The organism is Phyllobacterium sp. YR620 (assembly GCF_900104165.1).
GTDB classification, from domain to species: Bacteria; Pseudomonadota; Alphaproteobacteria; order Rhizobiales; family Rhizobiaceae; genus Phyllobacterium; species Phyllobacterium pellucidum.
Genome location: NZ_FNJP01000005.1, coordinates 65,209 through 80,469, shown reverse-complemented (window position 1 = coordinate 80,469; position 15,261 = coordinate 65,209). Strand labels below are relative to the sequence as shown.

15 protein-coding genes and 1 tRNA gene are annotated in these 15,261 nt (G+C 54.4%); 6 read left to right on the top strand and 10 right to left on the bottom strand.

Annotated features, from left to right (window positions below; translation table 11 throughout):
* Position 1: 1 nt before the first annotated feature.
* On the top strand, positions 2-2,101 hold the full coding sequence (locus BLR72_RS16625; RefSeq protein ID WP_091950431.1) for an AIPR family protein: 2,100 nt from the start codon (positions 2-4) through the stop codon (positions 2,099-2,101).
* On the opposite strand, the gene BLR72_RS16620 is transcribed toward BLR72_RS16625, so the two are convergent.
* Complete coding sequence (locus BLR72_RS16620) at positions 2,098-3,621, bottom strand: DNA cytosine methyltransferase (protein WP_091950430.1); 1,524 nt, start codon at positions 3,619-3,621, stop codon at positions 2,098-2,100. The two genes, BLR72_RS16625 and BLR72_RS16620, sit on opposite strands and share 4 nt — an antisense overlap.
* Between BLR72_RS16620 and vsr the strand changes: the two genes are divergently transcribed.
* Positions 3,620-4,156, top strand: a complete 537-nt coding sequence (gene vsr / locus BLR72_RS16615) for a very short patch repair endonuclease (RefSeq protein ID WP_348271828.1) — start codon at positions 3,620-3,622, stop codon at positions 4,154-4,156. The genes BLR72_RS16620 and vsr overlap by 2 nt on opposite strands.
* Positions 4,157-4,314: 158 nt before the next feature.
* Here the strand turns inward: vsr and BLR72_RS16610 are convergent, their stop codons facing one another.
* Both BLR72_RS16610 and BLR72_RS22730 read right to left on the bottom strand, forming a co-directional pair.
* Positions 4,315-4,977 (bottom strand): AbiU2 domain-containing protein, encoded by a 663-nt coding sequence (locus tag BLR72_RS16610; protein ID WP_091950428.1) that lies wholly within the window; start codon positions 4,975-4,977, stop codon positions 4,315-4,317.
* A gap of 386 nt (positions 4,978-5,363) precedes the next feature.
* Positions 5,364-5,606, bottom strand: a complete 243-nt coding sequence (locus tag BLR72_RS22730) for a hypothetical protein (RefSeq protein ID WP_244506734.1) — start codon at positions 5,604-5,606, stop codon at positions 5,364-5,366.
* A 373-nt stretch (positions 5,607-5,979) separates the two neighbouring features.
* Between BLR72_RS22730 and BLR72_RS16595 the strand changes: the two genes are divergently transcribed.
* The gene (locus BLR72_RS16595; RefSeq protein ID WP_091950424.1) at positions 5,980-6,363 is read left to right on the top strand and encodes a hypothetical protein; all 384 of its coding nucleotides are present in this window, start codon (positions 5,980-5,982) and stop codon (positions 6,361-6,363) included.
* A 369-nt stretch (positions 6,364-6,732) separates the two neighbouring features.
* Here the strand turns inward: BLR72_RS16595 and BLR72_RS22315 are convergent, their stop codons facing one another.
* From BLR72_RS22315 to BLR72_RS16580, 4 genes are all read right to left on the bottom strand, one after another.
* Positions 6,733-7,053: a hypothetical protein gene (locus BLR72_RS22315; RefSeq protein ID WP_139202548.1), complete on the bottom strand. Its 321-nt coding sequence runs from the start codon at positions 7,051-7,053 to the stop codon at positions 6,733-6,735.
* A gap of 526 nt (positions 7,054-7,579) precedes the next feature.
* Positions 7,580-9,556, bottom strand: a complete 1,977-nt coding sequence (locus BLR72_RS16590; RefSeq protein ID WP_091950422.1) for a hypothetical protein — start codon at positions 9,554-9,556, stop codon at positions 7,580-7,582.
* Positions 9,553-9,759: a hypothetical protein gene (locus BLR72_RS16585; protein ID WP_091950420.1), complete on the bottom strand. Its 207-nt coding sequence runs from the start codon at positions 9,757-9,759 to the stop codon at positions 9,553-9,555. Before BLR72_RS16585 ends, BLR72_RS16590 begins: the two co-directional genes overlap by 4 nt.
* Positions 9,760-9,943: 184 nt before the next feature.
* Entirely contained in the window at positions 9,944-10,246 is a 303-nt protein-coding gene (locus BLR72_RS16580; RefSeq protein ID WP_244506733.1) for a hypothetical protein, read from the bottom strand.
* Between the two features lie 36 nt (positions 10,247-10,282).
* Here BLR72_RS16580 and BLR72_RS16575 point away from each other — a divergent pair, with 36 nt between their 5' ends.
* The 3 genes from BLR72_RS16575 (at position 10,283) to BLR72_RS22530 (ending at position 12,222) form a co-directional block, all read left to right on the top strand.
* Entirely contained in the window at positions 10,283-10,876 is a 594-nt protein-coding gene (locus tag BLR72_RS16575) for a hypothetical protein (protein WP_091950416.1), read from the top strand.
* A gap of 2 nt (positions 10,877-10,878) precedes the next feature.
* Positions 10,879-12,117, top strand: coding sequence for a tyrosine-type recombinase/integrase (locus tag BLR72_RS16570; protein WP_091950414.1), 1,239 nt, complete (start codon positions 10,879-10,881; stop codon positions 12,115-12,117).
* Between the two features lie 24 nt (positions 12,118-12,141).
* A tRNA-Phe gene (locus tag BLR72_RS22530) sits at positions 12,142-12,222 on the top strand.
* 265 nt (positions 12,223-12,487) lie between these two features.
* Here BLR72_RS22530 and BLR72_RS16565 read toward each other — a convergent pair.
* The 3 genes from BLR72_RS16565 to BLR72_RS16555 form a co-directional block, all read right to left on the bottom strand.
* A complete protein-coding gene (locus BLR72_RS16565; protein WP_091950412.1) occupies positions 12,488-13,216 on the bottom strand; it encodes a hypothetical protein in 729 nt (242 codons plus the stop codon).
* A gap of 40 nt (positions 13,217-13,256) precedes the next feature.
* Complete coding sequence (locus tag BLR72_RS16560; RefSeq protein ID WP_139202547.1) at positions 13,257-13,841, bottom strand: hypothetical protein; 585 nt, start codon at positions 13,839-13,841, stop codon at positions 13,257-13,259.
* Between the two features lie 216 nt (positions 13,842-14,057).
* Entirely contained in the window at positions 14,058-15,098 is a 1,041-nt protein-coding gene (locus BLR72_RS16555) for a glycosyltransferase family 2 protein (protein ID WP_091950409.1), read from the bottom strand.
* Between the last annotated feature and the right edge of the window lie 163 nt (positions 15,099-15,261).

Here is a 15,261-nt window from a genome sequence, read left to right as displayed (position 1 = left end):
AATGAGTGATCTGCAGGATTTCCATCAACAGTTGATCGCGGATGTTCAGGGTAACGCTGATGCCTTGGGACGAGTCACATCTGAGGCGTTCTTCGAGCAAACCGGCACGTACCTGACGGAATCGGGAGAAACAGAGGAAGCAAACTGGTCGCATTATGCCGATGATCCGATCAGCCCGAAGGTTCAGGTGCATGGGTATGGTGGTGATCCGAGAGATGGAGACGGTGTCCTGTCACTCATAATCTGTGACCTTCACGTCGGTCCGACATTTCGAATAGCTAATGCCGACCACGTAAAAAAGCTTTTCAAGCGCCTCTCCGAGTTCCTGAAGGTGTCGCGAAGAAAATCGTTCCGAGACTCGCTGGAAGAGACCAGTCCTGGTTACGGACTAAGTGACCTGATCGCGACAACATGGTCCGATGTTGAAAAGATCAAGCTTATTGTCGTGACCAACGCCGAGTTCCGTGCCAAGTCGGACGGCGTCCCTGCAGGTAGCATAGACGACAGAGAGGTTACCTATAGCGTATGGGACCTGAAGCGACTGAGCCGCTACGCTGAACAGGGTTTGACACGTCAAAGTTCGGAAGTCGATTTCGTGAAGGACTTTGGAGGCGGCGTACCGGTTCTGAGAGCTTCGGCGGGCGAGGATGCACTGGAAACCTATATCGCGGTCATACCGGGAGATCAGCTTGCGAAAATTTACGATAAATGGGGCCCGAAGCTTCTGGAATCGAATGTCCGAAGCTTTCTTCAGGCCCGTGGAGCGGTCAATAGAGGCATTCGGGACACGATCTCGAAAAGCCCAAGCATGTTCCTTGCTTACAACAACGGGTTAAGTGCTACCGCCGACGCCGTGGAGTTCGAGCAGACGCCTGAAGGCCTCTCCATGATCAGAGCAGAGAATCTCCAGATCGTGAACGGCGGTCAAACTACTGCCTCCATTCACGCCGCCAGGAAGGCTGCCTCCGAACAGTTGAGACAGGTCTTCGTGCAGATGAAGCTGAGCATCGTTCCGCACCACCTGTCGGAGACGGTGGTACCACTTATCTCCCAATACGCAAACAGTCAGAACAAAGTTGCTGCGGCGGACTTCTTTGCCAATCATCCATTTCACATTAGGATTGAGGAGCTGTCGCGCAGGCTCCTCGCTCCGGCTGGTGGAGGCGGTTATCGGGAGACCAAGTGGTTCTATGAAAGAGCGAGAGGGCAGTTCGCTGATGAACGTGGCCGCCGGACAGTCAGCGAGCGCAAGGTTTTCGACGCAGAATTTCCTCGGCATCAGTTTTTCAGCAAGACGGACCTCGCGAAGTACGAGAATACGTGGAGCGGTTCGCCGCACGATGTCAGCAAGGGCGCGCAGAAGAACTTTTCCGAGTTCGCCAAGCAGATTGGATCGGCTTGGGGAAAGGACGGTTCGACATTCGACGAGGACTGGTATCGACGTCTCATTGCGAAGGCCATCATCTTCAGGAAAACAGAGGCGCTGGTGTCAGGCGCGGACTGGTACCAGGGCGGATACCGTGCAAACATAGTCACCTACGCCATCGCGAAACTCGTTAAGGACGCTGAGAAGTTGGAGCGCGTAGTTCATCTGGACGCCGTATGGCGGCAACAGGCAACCAGCTCCGAACTGGACAGTGCTCTTCTGGTGGCTGCAGAAGGGGCTCAAACAGTGATCACTTCCCCGCCGGCCGGGATCAGGAACATGAGCGAATGGGCGAAGAAGCAGGCATGCTGGAAAACGCTCAGTGATCGCACTGTGTCATATAATGACAACGTTGAACGAGTTCTTGTTGCTGCTGACGAAGCCGCGTCGGAGGTTCGGGATGCTCGGGCTGATCGATCTTTGACAACCAGTGCCTCCGCCGAGATGCGCGTTCACCAGCTAGGAGCGGCATTCTGGAAGGAAGCTTACATTTGGGGCCACAAGCATCGGAAGCTCACTCCACGAGATATCGGCATCATGGAGACATGTGCTGCCATTCCACGACGTATGCCAAGCGACCGTCAGTGTGTTCTCGCAATCACCATTTTGCGCAAACTGGTCGATAGCGGCTTTACTCACCCGGCTCTGGCTGTTGATGAGGCCGTTGCCGACTAGACATACTCGAACACTGGAAGGATTGCCTTGGCAATTTGCACGGCCAGATATGGTGGCACGGCGTTTCCTACCTGCGTGAACTGTTCGGTCCTGTTTCCCATGAACCGGTAGTTGTCCGGAAAGGTCTGAAGACGGGCAGCCTCGCGCACTGTCAGAGACCGGCACTGTTTGGCATCTGGGTGAATAAAGTAGTGTCCATCCTTAGCGATATGGCTCGTTATCGTGGTCGATGGGGCGTCTCGTCGTTGAACCCGAAAGCGGTCAGCAAACTTCCCGCTTTTCCAGTTGGCGTGAGCGGGAGCGATCTCAGGTGGAAATTGGCTGGCTTTTGGACTGGACCCCTCGGCGATGGTAAAGCATGCCGCGTACATGTATCGAGCCAGGTCACTAGGCATGTGCCCGCGAGTTTCATGGTTTGGAATTGCATGAAGCTTCGGGTCGTCAAGGAAGTCTTTAAGCGATTCCGAAAGATCAGTATCTAAACAGTTTCGAAGATTGGACTGCCTGGGAAGGCCAGTAAGCTGCTCGACCTGTGCCGCAACGTCTTCAAGGGTAGTCATATATGCACAGAAGTTTTCGCCGGGATAAGAGTTGGAAATTGATTTCAAGAGCGCTGCGGCGTCTTCGACTGCTTCCCGCAAAGCTGCCGGACTGTCGTTTCTACTCAAACCGGTGCGCAGGGCAGGTAGAGCCCCAATCATTTCGTTGACCGTGATCTTGCGGTCGTGTTTCCTGAGTTTTGGTATCGCGTGAGAAGGAAGGCGCTCAGCTATGTCGGCCCTTATTCCACAGATGATCACGCGATGGCGCGCTTGAGGCACGCCAAAGTCTTCTGCCTTAACCAGAAACCGGCGGGGGCTGGCGATCTGTGTACTATTTTCGGCAAGGCCAAAGAGCCTGTATCCGGGTCCAGCCTGCTTGAGGTCAGCCACAACCTGTCCAAAGATTGCCAATCCCTCGACTGTCGAGGATAGCATCCCCTTCACATTCTCCATGACGAAAACGGCTGGAGACAACTCATTCAATACGCGGCAATATTCTTTATACAGAAAGTGTCGGTGATCTTCTGATGCAATGTAGGATTTAGTACCCGCATTCCGCGCACGCCCTACCAGCGAATACGCTTGGCATGGAGGACCACCAATCAAAAGCGTCCGACCATGGGATTGCTGTTTAACTTCGTTGATCGCAGTAGACAGGATTGAAGTCGTCTCAGTCTTACCCAACTCAGCACAAATTGCCTCGGTCTCTGCAGCGCGCCATTGTTCAGGATAAAGCGCGGACCAGGCAGGCTCCTCCTTCTTGCATTCGATCCAAGCGTAATATTCCGGCGGGAACGTTTGGAAATGCCGAAGGAACGCCCTCAGACGCAATGTGCGATGTGCGGCCTTGTCTTTCTCGATGGAAATGCTGATTTTATATGGGTGATCCGGCGAGGTGCCCAATTGGCAGGCGGAAAAGCCTTCGCTCAGCCCACCCGGACCGGAAAAGAGATCGACGATTTTAATATTATCATTCATGACAAAGCTCCGGCGACCTCTTTTCCAGGTAATCGGCAGGAGTGCAAGTCAAAAAAATATGGATATTGTCGACAAGCCTACTCGCTCGCGGATGATGAGTGGCATCAGGGGAACGAACACCGCTCCTGAGCGTGCGCTCAGGCGTACCTTGCATGGGCTCGGCCTAAGGTTCCGCCTCCATGGTAAGTTGCTGCCAGGCAAGCCGGATATCGTTTCGCGACGCTACCGAGCACTAATTTACGTACATGGATGTTTCTGGCATCGCCATACCGGTTGCCGTTTCGCAACAACTCCCAAGACGCGAGAAGAATTCTGGCGCACGAAATTCGAAGGGAATGTCCGGCGTGACGCGAAAGTTCGAGACGAGGCCTTGCGACTAGGCTGGCGTGTAGCGACGGTTTGGGAATGCTCTCTTCGAAAGCCGGGCCAGATCGAGATATCCGCTTCGGCCGTGATGGAATGGCTCAAATCCGGCTGCCAGACGCTGGAGATCGGCGCGCCAATATCAGAAGTGATTGAATGTTCCTCCGCATGACCGCCTGCGGTTTGAGGGGGCCGAGTCTTTTTGAATGGGTAGAATATGCACTCAGCAAGTGTTGACCGTAGAAATTCAGACTAATTTTTCTGGTGGGTTTCGTTCTGACCATGCTGAGTCTTCGAGATAGTCGGATTGGACACCTAGATGATGCCGTGTCAGTCGGACTTCTCTAAATTTCGGTAAACCGGGAGGTGTTCCCAGAACTCTCGGCAGTAGCCTTCACTCCGCGCGATCATGTCGGGGTAGGGATTAACAAGGCCATCCCAAAGATATCCCATATCACCAACAATGCGGACTGTTTGATCTGCCAACGATACTAGGTCGTTTATTGTTGCGTCGATTATTGGACCCGATGCCTCGAATTTCTGTCGATCTCTACTTAAGAGGACGCGGTGGGCAAAGTGCTCGCTACGAAGCACCCGCAGATGTGCATGTGCATCGTGCTCCTTAGCTGTCTTGTATGCGGCCGCAAAAGCAGCATATTCGGTATCGAGCGCTGGAGCGTTTGCAATACCCATCTTCTTATGCCAATCGTCCCGTTTTTTCTTGACGTCGGCCAGGGATGGAAACCTTGCCATCAAAATTGGCAGCGAAATCGCGTCTCTGGAAAGGTCCCATGCGCGGGCGCAATAGAGGATAAGTGATTGCTCGACGCCTGCTTTTGCCACTTGCCAAGCATAGCCGGAGGTCGATCCATCAAGACGATCCTTGATTACGGGGTTATCGATATTAGAGCGGATGAAAGCTAGTTGGCTCGCGGCTTGATCCGCATCTTGGCGAAGCGCATTCATCTTCGTATCGATCTCGGCTTCATTCATCCTGCATTCCTCCACTTCCTTCGCCGCCAAGTACGGCTGAGAACTGTTAAGTCCTATTTGACAGCATCCGATCTCGCATTTTGTTGTCCGCACCGGCCAATAATCTCGTCACCACATTCGCCGACCAACGTAGGTGGGTGAAAGGGAGAAATCTCCAACGGGTTAGCGATCTCCCGAGGCGTCAGTTTGGGGTTATTGAGTTTCAAGCTGGAAACGTAATCGGCGAGCCTGGTCGCAGTGTCGCGCTTGTCTATTTTGGGCCTGTACCTTTTCCGCGGTTCGTTCATAGCCGTCCAGTTCCTAGTTAGAAATCGGACGGTAGTTGAGTCGCCAAGCGGATTAAATGATTTTCAGCCCGTTATACGGGAAAGCCAACGGCCCTATTTTCACGCGCAGGTACGGACAGCTCCGGCCTTCAACAGTTCGGGCCACTTTGGACCAAGTGTTTCGCGAGCCGAAACAGCCTGGCTTGCGCCCGGATCACTGTCCTTTAGCATCTTGATTGCCAGACCTTGATCGTGGCTTCCTGACACGATGGTCGGGCCCGGTACGTAGGAGGTTGTTCCCTGATAGGTAGCCATGTTGCCATAGGCAGTCGCGGTACCATAGGTTTGGTATTGTCCCGGCATTTGCGTGACGTGGATATTACTCGAAGCGTTTGCTCCTCCTATTATGTAACGGTCATAGCCAGCCTTCAGTGTTGCGATGGCAGCTTGCTTTTGGGCTACCTTGCTGCACCGACCCCACCACAGGCTGGTGCTGCGGAAGTTTGTACAATTGCTGTGTCCGCCGATGTTCTAATAGTCGTGCTCGATGCACACGCCCCGAGCAGCACGCACGGTAACGCAATCCCAACAATTCTAATCATACTATCCTGCCAGAATGGCGGGTCGAATACAGCAGCGGACATGCTTTCGCACAACTACCAAAATAGAGCTATCGGCGGCTTATTAACCAAGATCAGATACGAGAAGTTGATCTGAGACTTCCAACGGAGAGCATATGACTAAGCGTATGTCACACACCGCTTGCTTTGCACATTTTGGGACCACGCCACGGAATGTGCAATGGAGTTGGTCCGCAAGAAATGAGGAAACAAAGACCGTAGCCGTCACCCTGTGGCAGCATGAGTTCGTAAAAGGTATATACGAACGCGGCCCCCTCGACCCCACCAAGCGCATGCGACCAGGTCACCCGGAATTGATGGACAACTTAAAGTGGGCCCTAAATCACTGTGAAGGTCGAATTCGCGTGATCATTGCTATTGCGAAAGACAAACTCGCCGAAACAAAACAGATCGCGGAATGTGCGCCTACCAAAATGGTAGTCTACGTTACTCACCTCGATGAAATGTCTGGCGCCTTTCGGCTTGAAGCCCGCCTGTAGCTCGGATATGTCCTTCACAAATCAAATATTAGCACACTGCAACGGCGTTTTACGGAGTTAACGGATGGCTGTGGGCGCTACAGAATGTGAATTGTGGGCTAACAGGGCATGGGTCGCCGTTACGATTGAGGATGTCTTATCCAAGTTCAACGGCCGCATCATGCGTTGCATGGAATGCCATGGGTCCGTAAGGCCCCACAAGGAAGGCGTGAATGGAAGCGTTGCTCATTTCGAGCATAAGGACGCGCATCGCGGCTGCTCGTTCAGCATCAGTTTTGATGGGACCCGTCGCGTGCACCCGAAACCGGTGCGCGTATAGGGCACTGGTACCCATGTGATGAAGCCATACTTAGGTGCTCATCGAGATTCTTAAGGAACTCTCGACAATCGCAGATCGAATAATCTGTCGACGGCCTCGTCGATCGTGGCGCGAGGCAGATCATGGCTTTCTCCGATAGCATGTGCACGTCGTCTGAAATTAGCGTCTGAGCCGCAGACTGGAATCGCTCGGACGACATCAAAGGCTCGTTGGCGCTCCAAATCGCTGCCGAAGCCTTTTTCAACTCCAACAGTCTTCAGCAAATCTTGAAAGTTTTTCGGATTGAAGCCATTTTCGACAGCCCACCGCCAAGCAAAACTGAATGTCCAATTTCTGTCGCGCGGCCAGCGCCTGACGAGATTTTCTGCCATCGCTCGACGACGATTCGCGTCTGATGATGCGGTTACATCTCTTGGGAGACGAGGCGATTGGAATTGCTGTGCCACGACGAACCTGCCACTCTTGCGATGACTACATCTTGCCCACCTAATTTACCACGTGTCCTACGCATTTACCGCGGTGTTTTTGTGTTTGCGAGCAAGTTTTGTGGCGTTATCGCTTAAACTTTGGGGAGCGGGCGTTTTCGCAGCTGGGCGACTGACGCTATGGCGAACCGGTGAAACCTCGCTATTTTGTAAAGAGGCTCTTCGGTTTCTCGGCAAGAAAAGCCGAAGACAAGCCGACGATAGGCGTGGACAAAATGGGGGATGTGGCCCCTTGTTTTCGTTGCCTTTTTGCCCGATCAGGCGATTTTCGAATTGCGGAATATGAAAAGAAAGCCCGCGTGCGCTCCCAATGGCGCCAGGGGCCATCCAGTCAACCTACCCCCCGGCCCATTTCCTTGCTGCATCCAGGTGTTTGCTAACGAAACAATCGCATTTGCCGGATGGATTGGTCTCAATCCTCATCATTTGTTGAGCTTTCGCTGACAACGCGATGTTCTTTGAGAATGTCGATAAAAACCAGCGCATTCATATCGGTCGACACCAGCGGGGGCGGCGTTTCTTCGACTTTGATCGGCTTCGGGGGATCGAAGCGGTCAAACATGATCTCGATGGTCTCTGCCGCCTCGCGGTAAACGTCACACTGGGCGTTAAGGCTGGCGACACCGTCCTCGACTGCTTCGGCCAATTTGGCGATCTCGTCGCTTATCGGATCGAAGATCATCGGATCGATTGCATCACGCAGTTTCTCCTCTGCTGCATCGGTCCATGCCTTTCTAGCAATCGCCAACCGCTCATCGAGCGTATGGTCGTAGAATGGGGAAATAGCCGCCAACGCGATCTCACGTAGTTCCGCAGCCTCCAATGCGTCGAGTTCCGTTTGCTCACGGCCATGCCGTTTTTTCCACGCATCAGCTCTACCACCGGCCTTTAACGGAGAAGATGGCAGATTATAGCGGACGGCCTGTTCGACCGTCAGCGCGGCTGCATGCACTTCAAAAGCCAAATCATGATAGCGCATAGCCTTGAATGCTTGCAACTTGCGCGCGATGTTGACTGGCATGCCCTGACCTACCGGATCGAAGTCGGAGAAGCAAAGTACGATCATACGCCTTCCGTCTTCTGCGCCGTGCTTCGCCATCTGGTAAATGAAATCATTGCTGATTTCACCGGTCGGCAGATACAGCGAAGCGTGGTACCGCGCGGCCAGCTCGCCCAGAACCGGTTCAAGACTGCTCTTTTCTCCAAACAAGACGATGTGAAACGGTTGGCGGTAAGAGGGGAAGTTCTCGATGTTAGCAAGGTGTATTTCCGCGCTGTCCCCTGCCGCCATCTGAATTGATGGTGTGCTGGCATGGACGTCCGGCTTCAGATCAAAAAGGACGTCACTCGCCTGACGGATCACGGGCGGTGCATTACGGTGGTCGCTTATGCGGTCGAATGAGATATAGCCGAGCCAGCGAGCGGCATTGACGGCCTTCACTATGTAGCGCCAGCACTCCTTGTCGTTGATGAAGTGCTTGCCGTCGTGGCGCATAAATGTGCCGGATTTGGATAGCTTATAGTGAATACCGCGGTTGTGGCGGCGGTCGTCAAAAGCAGGATCGGCCAGGATATCCGCGAGCCAACGGCCCATTTCATGATTGGTCGGGCTGTCGCCGATGGAAAATGGATCCTTGTCCTTCGACATCACGATCAAATCATCGCGCTTGCGCCCGCTCGCCTGCTCCAGTTCATCAAGCATGGTGCCAAGAACACCCTTGTCATGCGGGATGACGATCTTCTTTTTCTTGATCGGCTTCGGTGGTTTAATGATCTTAAAGATTGGCGGTCTGGTCTCTTCAAGGGTATAGAGCGGTGGCTGGTAAGCGCGTTTCAGTGTCTTGGCGATCACTTCGCTGATGGCAGTCGTGAAAGGGGTAAAGTCCACGGCCTTGCCTTCCGAGATGATCGGCAATTCGGGACATGTGATAGCAACATTGATCTCAAAATTGCAGGGACCACTCAGCACATCGTCGACCGTCAGATAACGGTTCCCAATGTTCAGACCGATGCTGGCGCCCTTTGATTTAGGCGTTACCGTACCGTAGGAGTGCGATTGCAATGCAGGCGTCCGATTGCCGAAAATCACTCCGATTTCTACTTCTCCAGAGGTGCGGCGATCCTTTACCGGGCGTCCAACCGTCCATGCCTCGATGATCACCGGAAGTTTGGCGCCGCCATGGGTCCAAACATAGTTATTGAAAGCGTAGATACCTTCGGACGGTCCAGGATCGCCAGCTTCGCGCGGCGGCGGTTCCTCTGAACGCCAGCCATCGAAGTCCTCCACGGCCCTCAGCGGCTGGCGTCTGTTCCTCTCCTCGCGATAATTTGCACTTACACGGCCAATTGCGGGATTGATCTCTTCAATGGGTGGGCGGTGATCGTTCATGGCCACCGCCCTTGAATGGGCCAGTGATGGCGAAGCTCAAGCGCAAGCTCTCGCGCTTCCATGGCTTGTTTAGCATTCAGCCCGTAACGCTTGCGCAGCGTCTGGATCAGGGTCATGCCGGTGAGCGGATGGTGCGCGAGCCACAGGGCGGCGCTGCTGACGCGGAAGTCCACAATAGGCATCTCGTTGATCGGAACTTGCATTTCGGAACCCTTTGCTGTGGTCCCGCACTGGCAATTGTCGAATGAGCCGGTTTGCGTTAGGATGGATCATTCCTCTGAAATGGAATGGTTACTCCTTCGACAAACCGGCCCCCAATGACGCCACTGCGGGGGTCGATTTGCATTTTGGTGGTTCCTTCGGCACTTTCATTTCGACGCCTGCCGGTTACTCGGCGGCAACTTCCCCAGTTTCAATGATGCTGTTGAGCAATACGGTTTCGCTTGCCACCCATTTGCCACCGATTTTTTTGGCGGGAATGGCACCGGATTCGAGCAGGAAATAAGCGCGCCTCGCAGAGACACCGATGCACTTGCCAATGTCGGCTGCTCCCCACTTCAAATCGTTGGCATCCCGTTTCAGCAGTATCTGGCGCATGGTTTCCTTTCCCTGCTTGGTTTGGTAATTTTCAGAATACCAAGGAAAAAACAGTGCGGCAACAGTAAAGGGTTGCAACCGTGGATAAAGCATTGCAAGTTACGGGAAGCGTTACAAGGAGCCGACCAAATGCAAGATGTTGAACTGACGTGGGAGCGACCGCTGGACGGGGTCGAGATCACCATGCACACGGACATAGAAGGCTTTCTCGCTATGCCACGCTCGGAGCGAACGACGCCCGTCATGTACACGGTGCGCAACCTTGAACACCCCGTGGTCACTGATTTTCTCAATGCCAAGCACGATGCCGACCTGGCCGACTTCTTGGCGACTCACGGTATGCTGCGCGCAAAGCCGCGCGAGAAGGTCAAAACCATCCGCCAGGCGCAGGCAAGATTGACGGATCTGATCATGGCGCAACCGCGTCCGGATCTGATCGCCGAAATTAACGGCAGGCTCGAAACCGTCCAGTTCAAACCGGCATTTGATTATTCCGGCCCGCGCCAGTCGCTGCGCATGGTTCTGCACCCCGCCGATTTGCTCGGCCTCATGGAATGGGAATGCGCATTTACCCACGCGGTCGGTGCGAAGGCGCGCACCTGCAGCCATTGCGGGCGTTACTTTCTGACCGGACCGGAAACCGGCAGACGCAGCCATGCCGAATACGACAGCGACAATTGCCGTATCGCCGCTTCCCGCGCCCGCTCTTCGAAGGAGGACTGAACGTGTCAATCCGCAAGAGGGAATGGGTAACGCAGTCAGGCAACAAGAAGGAAGGCTGGATCCTCGATTATTTCGACAATGCCGGTATCAGGCGGCAGAAGGGTTTCGCCACAAAAAAGGCGGCTGAAAGCTTTTCGGTCACCGCCAAGCACGAAATCAAGTTGGGAACTCATACCGCTGATTCGGCATCGATTACCGTGTCGGCAGCGGGCGAACTGTGGATCACCACCGCCGAGAACAATGGACTTGAACGCAGCAGCGTCGCGCAATACCGGCAGCATCTCGACTATCACCTGACGCCGTTCCTTGGCAAAACCAAGCTGAACGCGCTGTCGGTACCGCTCATCCGTCAGTTCGAGGACGACCTTTCAGCTGCCGGACGCTCGGCGGCGATGGTTCGCAAGGTGAGGGTCAGCCTCGGTTCGCTGCTCGCCGACGCGCAGGAGAGAGGCCTCGTCGCCCGCAACGTTGTCCGCGATCTGAAAGGCGGCAGGCACAAGGGCAAGGAGCGCCGCGCCGAACGGCGGCAGAAGGGCAAGCTGAAGGTTGGCGTCGATATCCCGACGCGGGAAGAAATCAAGGCGATCATAGGTGCCTTGCAGGGTAGGTATCGTCCGTTGCTGCTGACAGCGATATTCACCGGTTTGCGTGCCAGCGAACTGCGCGGCCTGCGATGGGTCAATGTCGATTTCGAAAAGCGCGAGTTGCACGTTGTCGAACGCGCCGACCGGTACGATGAAATGGGCCAGCCCAAATCAGAGGCCGGTGAACGGTCGGTCCCCATTCCTCCAATCGTGGTGAATACCCTGAAGGAATGGAAGCTGGCCTGTCCGAAGCGCGCGACCGGTCGAAAGGATGCGGACGGCAATGCGATCATGGAATTGGATCTGGTCTTTCCGAACGGTCGTGGTCACGTCGAATCACGCGCCAACATCGTTCGTCGGGGATTGTGGCCGACTCAGGTGCGGGCAGGGGTTTGCGTCGACAGTGGCAAGCTGGACGAGGACGGCAATCCGGTTCTGATCGCCAAGTATAAAGGCTTGCATGCGCTCAGGCATTTTTACGCCAGCTGGTGCATCAACCGAACGCAGGACGGTGGTCTCAACCTGCCTCCGAAGTCAGTACAGGAACGCATGGGACATGCTTCGATCACGCTGACATTGGACACGTATTCGCACCTGTTTCCGAGAGGCGACGACGCTGACGAAATGGCTGCTGCGGAAAACGCGCTTCTCGCGTGACTGCGACATGAGTGCGACATGCTGGCCATTTCTTCAATGAAATCAACGATGAGTGCCGGACTGAAAATCCGCGTGTCCGTGGTTCGAATCCGCGTCTGGGCACCATTTCTCTCTCGTTATCGTTCTAGATGAATGCGTTAGAGCGCAATTTTGTCTCGCCGTATTTCATTCATCAGAAAGTGGGGCGCTTGTTTCAATTTCTGACGGTGTCTTGAAGCGACCAAAGAAAGCTCGGCTAGCAGCTTCTGGCATTTAGCTACCACGTTGCTGCCGTGCTGCATTCGGTAGATAGGTTTTTTCAACAAGTTAACCATATTGTGGAACTGATCCGAGGTGCGGCAAACGAAAGACAGCAAGGCGGCACTGAAGCCTATCTAACGATCCAACGTTCGATCAGTGTGCGATTTGCGGACATAATCTGGCGCCATTGGTTCAAGGCGTCGTAAGGAAAGCGGCCTTTGATCAAAAGTTGCAAATCACTTAGGTAAATATAGTATATGCAAGTCGGATTGAGCGTGTCCGGAGAGCATTCCAAGCGAATTTCCTCGAGCGGGTCAGCCAGGCGGACGTAGTCTTCCGTCTTGACTGCGGGGTTGCTTCCGGCTTCGAGATCGATGACGCGCAGCAGTCCATTCACTTCGGGTCTCAGAAGAAAGCGGTTGTCGTAGACCCCCAACCAGGTGAAAAGCCAGCTCGAGGGCAACTTATGCTTGGCATAATCTGCGTCCGTGGCCCGCTCAACAAAGAGTGCCTGGACGATATAGTCATCGGGACCGGGTTTCGGATGCCCATCCTCCTGAATCCGGAAATAGGCCAACCCATAAGGGTCTTTTTTCGGCGCCCTTAGATCGGGCATCCAGAAGTTAAAGCTAAAGACATCCCGCAACGGCTGGCAGTTCACTTTTTCGGGAAGGGCAAAACCGTAATAGCCGTAAGGTATTGCAAATGCCGGGCCATCCACGAGCTTGAATTTGACCAGGTAGTCGGGATCGATCGGTAAGGAGCGCGTCTTCGTGTCGTTGGGCGGGACCGGCTTGCAAGGATATTCTTCAGATAAGGCGGCCGTCGCCCATACGAGCGTGACAATAGCAAATAGCATTCGTCCACATCTGGACGCTGCAGCCACGATATCGTGCCTTCTATTCTCCAAGCGGCCAAAACCTTTCGAATGTCTCGTCAAGTCGCTTTCTTAAGTCTGCGGATGTCTGGATTCTAAAGACTAGTCCGCTTGACCTTCGCCCAGTGTCGGAATCCACAGGGTTCGCGTCATATTTCCGGCTTGCTTCGATGGGTATCAACGCTCCAGCTTTTGTATCGATAATGAGAAAATACGTCGTTCCAACGGGTTTTATTGACGCGAGATTAACCTCGCGGCATTGCACCGACATCAGGCACAAATCGTGGCTCAATTGGTCGCACTCGGTTGTTTTAAAAGTCTTTGAGGCTTCAATCTGGCGGAGTGCTTCTGTGAACTTTAGGCGGCGACTTTCGGCAAAATAATCCTTGGGGACTGGACCAAACATAAACGACGCGAACTCGGCTTCAAGAAAGCGTGCGAAGACCTCTTTGGTCGGAGTGTCGTAGGTCCGACAAAGGATTTGTTTCCCGCCCAGTTCTTTGAGTGCCGTCGACCTATCGCCACACGCCGATAGCACGATGCACGCTGCTGCAAGTGGTAAATAAAGAAAGCGCCCACGCGATCGAACCGTATATGCAGAATCCATCGACCAGTCCCCATGGGCGCCAAGGGGATCCATGCATAAAAGGTTGCGAAGTAACAATTCTACTTTGTGCTAACTGCCTTTATGACTCCCCTGAAAAGGCCGCGTCTGGGCACCACTTGTCTTGTGAAATCCCCGATTTACGAACCAATCCACGCCAATGTCGTGGCAAAACCGAGTGTCTCCCCGCGAATGACCCTATGACCCGCTGCCCCAGTGCTATGCGGTGCCGCGCAAATCCAGCATGAAACCGCGTTCGACGAGGTCTTCGGAACCGCTAAAGCGCAGTGACCCGGGGTAGGCGAGCGAGAAGTCTTCAGAAAAATGAGGGGAGGCGAGAATGGCGCCGTAATGGGCGCCGCCATCGGCATGGCCGCCAACTTCGACGATCTTGCGAAATTCGTCGATGGAGTCGGATGAAAAGCGGTAGTGCAGCAGGACACCCGTGATCGGCGTGAAATTTCGCATCGACGGTGCCGGTCCATGGATGCTTCCGAGGCGGTAATGCGTTGCGTCATCGACCCACAGCAATGGAAACTTCGACAGGCGCATGTCGCGGCCAAACAGACGTTGCCGCGGGCCGCCACGCAGCGCACTGCCGTAGCGCTCATGCTTGACCGTGTAGCCATCCCCGTCAAAGTGGGATGAGACCTCGAAAGGCCATTTGCTGCCATCATCGACGAAGACGCCGCTGCTGAGCGCGCCCGCCGGATAGATGTCGATCATCGGGCAATGCGCCCGCGACATGCCGGCGCGTTCGAGATCGCCGATAAAATCGCGGATCGAGCGGCTCTCCGAGCCCGGAAAGACTAAAAACTCGTCGGCGTCGAGCGACAGGTACCAGCGATTGCGGCCATATATGTCGAAGAAAGCATCGCGCCAGTCCTTGCCGCGATCGGTATCCTTGTACTCGAACTCCGAACTGAACAGATCGACGTCCGGCTGGTTGGAAAGCGCCGCGGTCGTACCATCCACCGAGCGGTCGTCGATGACGATGAAGCGGGTGACGCCGAGCGAGCGGTAATAGCGCAGGAACGAACGGATGTAGTTGTTGGCGTTCCTGACGACGCAGATCGCCGGTATATCGTGTTCCAACAGCGGATGGTGCGGCCCGGATTGCCGCACAAGCTTCGGGTCGTTGACGCGATCCCCGATTTTGGATTTCGCGTGCCGAAAGTAGGATTTCAGCTTCCGGACGACAGGCACGCTCCCCTGCTTGTGCCAATCGGCAGTGCGTTTGACGGGGTATTTGAAACTCATGCTGGTCCGATCCTCTGTCCCGCCTTCAACTACGCGAAACCAGAAATTGCAAGCGCAATCTTTATCGGTGGAACCTTTGGATAGTTGCAGGGTTTCCCTTTGCGCACGAAAGAGCCCGAAAGCTAACTGCCGGATCCGGTAAATCTTTCGCTCGTTCTCAAGC

Bases quoted from the DNA above. Each gene is read 5' to 3' on its own strand.
- BLR72_RS16560 (WP_139202547.1), bottom strand. From the start codon at position 13,841: ATGGATTCTGCATATACGGTTCGATCGCGTGGGCGCTTTCTTTATTTA.
- BLR72_RS16610 (WP_091950428.1), bottom strand. From the start codon at position 4,977: ATGAATGAAGCCGAGATCGATACGAAGATGAATGCGCTTCGCCAAGAT.
- BLR72_RS16555 (WP_091950409.1), bottom strand. From the start codon at position 15,098: ATGAGTTTCAAATACCCCGTCAAACGCACTGCCGATTGGCACAAGCAG.
- BLR72_RS16620 (WP_091950430.1), bottom strand. From the start codon at position 3,621: ATGAATGATAATATTAAAATCGTCGATCTCTTTTCCGGTCCGGGTGGG.
- BLR72_RS16580 (WP_244506733.1), bottom strand. From the start codon at position 10,246: ATGCTTTATCCACGGTTGCAACCCTTTACTGTTGCCGCACTGTTTTTT.
- BLR72_RS16575 (WP_091950416.1), top strand. From the start codon at position 10,283: ATGCAAGATGTTGAACTGACGTGGGAGCGACCGCTGGACGGGGTCGAG.
- BLR72_RS16590 (WP_091950422.1), bottom strand. From the start codon at position 9,556: ATGAACGATCACCGCCCACCCATTGAAGAGATCAATCCCGCAATTGGC.
- BLR72_RS16625 (WP_091950431.1), top strand. From the start codon at position 2: ATGAGTGATCTGCAGGATTTCCATCAACAGTTGATCGCGGATGTTCAG.
- BLR72_RS16595 (WP_091950424.1), top strand. From the start codon at position 5,980: ATGACTAAGCGTATGTCACACACCGCTTGCTTTGCACATTTTGGGACC.
- BLR72_RS16565 (WP_091950412.1), bottom strand. From the start codon at position 13,216: ATGCTATTTGCTATTGTCACGCTCGTATGGGCGACGGCCGCCTTATCT.
- BLR72_RS22730 (WP_244506734.1), bottom strand. From the start codon at position 5,606: ATGCCGGGACAATACCAAACCTATGGTACCGCGACTGCCTATGGCAAC.
- BLR72_RS22315 (WP_139202548.1), bottom strand. From the start codon at position 7,053: ATGGCAGAAAATCTCGTCAGGCGCTGGCCGCGCGACAGAAATTGGACA.
- BLR72_RS16585 (WP_091950420.1), bottom strand. From the start codon at position 9,759: ATGCAAGTTCCGATCAACGAGATGCCTATTGTGGACTTCCGCGTCAGC.
- vsr (WP_348271828.1), top strand. From the start codon at position 3,620: ATGACAAAGCTCCGGCGACCTCTTTTCCAGGTAATCGGCAGGAGTGCA.